We start from the raw sequence: 1,936 nt of genomic DNA on the forward strand, positions 1-1,936 counted from the left end.
CGCACCATCCAGCTACCGGCAGCCGAGGCTCGACCGCATGTCACGCGACTCCCACACACAGGCCACCAGAAGCACGAGCGCTGTTGCGGCCGCTGACCACAGCACCTGAGGGCGGGCTGCGTCGTCGTCAAGCATCAGCGCAAGCACGGCCACGATCCCGGCGAGCGCCAGCCAGGTCAGCCACGGGAAGCACCACATCCTGAGGAGAAGATTTTCCGGTGCCTCGTGCTCGAGCCGGCGGCGCAGCCGCAGCTCCGACACGGCGATCAGGCCCCACACGAACAGCAGCACCGCGCCGATCGCGTTGAGCATGTAGTGGAAGACGGAGTCCGGCCACTTCAGATTGAGCAGTACGGATACGAAGCCGAACGTGACCGATGCGAGCACGGCCCGGCGCGGAACCCCACCGTCGGAGACCTTCAGCAGCCCTGTGGGCGCTTGGCCCCGCTCAGCTAGCGAGAATGCCATCCGTGACGAGCCGTAGATGTTGGCATTGAGGGCGGATAGGAGCGCTATGAACACCACAATGCTCATGATCTGCCCAGCCGCCGGCACACCGATGGCGTCCAGGACCGCGACGTAAGGGCTCTGCCCGGGCTTCGCCGCAGTCCACGGCAGTACCGTGACGATGACCAGCATCGAGCCGATGTAGAAGAGGAGGATGCGCCACACCGCGCTGCGCACAGTGCGGCCGACGGCGCGGGCCGGGTCGTCTGACTCGGCGGCCGCGATGGTGACGATCTCCAGACCGCCGGGACGGCGGGGGTCGTTAGCCTGTTGGTATGCCTGAGCGTGTCGTTCCGGGGCGTATGGGCCTTCTTCTTGCCGAGGCGGGGCGTGAGCTGTCTATAGCGTGCGCCAAGGTAAGTGCGGTCGCGGGAGGCGGCCATCGCCGCGGTCCCGAGTGCCGGGCCGAGCCAACGGCTGCCGTGGCGTCTGCGCCCGGACTTCTGCTTGCCCGCAGATTCGTGGTGGCCGGGGCAGACGCCGGCCCACGATGCGAGGTGTCCAGCGGTCGCGAAGCGGGCCACGTCGGCGCCGGTCTCCGCGGTCAGGACCTCGGCAACCCTGGCCGACGCCGAGGATGGTCTGCAGTAGCTCAAGCTGCCGGGCAAAAGGGCGCATCTCCTCCTCGATCCGCGCTGACAGCTCCGCGATTGTGATCTTCAGCTGATCGATCCGTTCCAGGTGGAGCCGACACAGGAACGCGTGGTGCTCGCCGAAGTTCCCCGTCAGCGGCTCGACCAGTGCGGGGATCTTCGGCCGCATGCGGGCCCTGGCCATCGGCGCGAGCGTGTGGACGTCGCGTTCCCCGTCGATGAGCGCGTCCAGCATGGCCCGCCCGGACACCCCGAGGATGTCGGTGGCCACAGTGGAGAGCTTGATCCCGGCGTCCTCGAGCTCCTTCTCCAGGCGCTGGGCCTCCCGCGACAGCTCGCTGGGGAGGGTGGAGCGGTAGCGGGTGAGATCGCGCAGGTGCCGGATCGGCTCCGGCGGCACGAAGGAGGCTTTGAGCAGGTCGAACTCGCCCAGCTGGCAGAGCCACGCGGAGTCCGCGACATCGGTCTTGCGGCTGGGCAGGCCCTTGGCGTGGGCGGCATTGACGAGGATGACGTTGAGGCAGTCCTGGTTGTGGTGGCGAAGGTCCGGATCTCCTGCCTGCGCGAACGCCGACCGCTCGAACTCGGGGTGCGCACCGGCTCCCGGCGCCATACGGACACTCGAGCTCACAGGCAGCACAGATTCGCCGGCGTCCCGGACGCCCCCGATTTTCCCGGCCTCACAGCGGCCGGTGCAACCGGTCTGGGTTACTGATACGAAGATGCCCACCACCAGGCGAGCGTAGAGGGGCAGTCCCTTGCGGTCGGCTGGGATGCTTTTGTGACGCTGGCTCAGATGGTCAGGTCACAGGGGTGCCGCCTGGCGTGATGGTGAG

General features: G+C 67.9%; 3 pseudogenes. All 3 read right to left on the minus strand.

The features are described from left to right. Positions 1–12: 12 nt before the first annotated feature. Positions 13–753, minus strand: a pseudogene (locus tag AB0N17_RS46405) (amino acid permease); the annotation flags it as partial. 155 nt (positions 754–908) lie between these two features. Beyond that, positions 909–1,031 (minus strand): annotated as a pseudogene (locus AB0N17_RS46410) (transposase); the annotation flags it as partial. 424 nt (positions 1,032–1,455) lie between these two features. Beyond that, positions 1,456–1,713, minus strand: a pseudogene (locus tag AB0N17_RS46415) (hypothetical protein); the annotation flags it as partial. Between the last annotated feature and the right edge of the window lie 223 nt (positions 1,714–1,936).

Source organism: Streptomyces sp. NPDC051133, assembly GCF_040682635.1.
GTDB lineage: Bacteria > Actinomycetota > Actinomycetes > Streptomycetales > Streptomycetaceae > Streptomyces.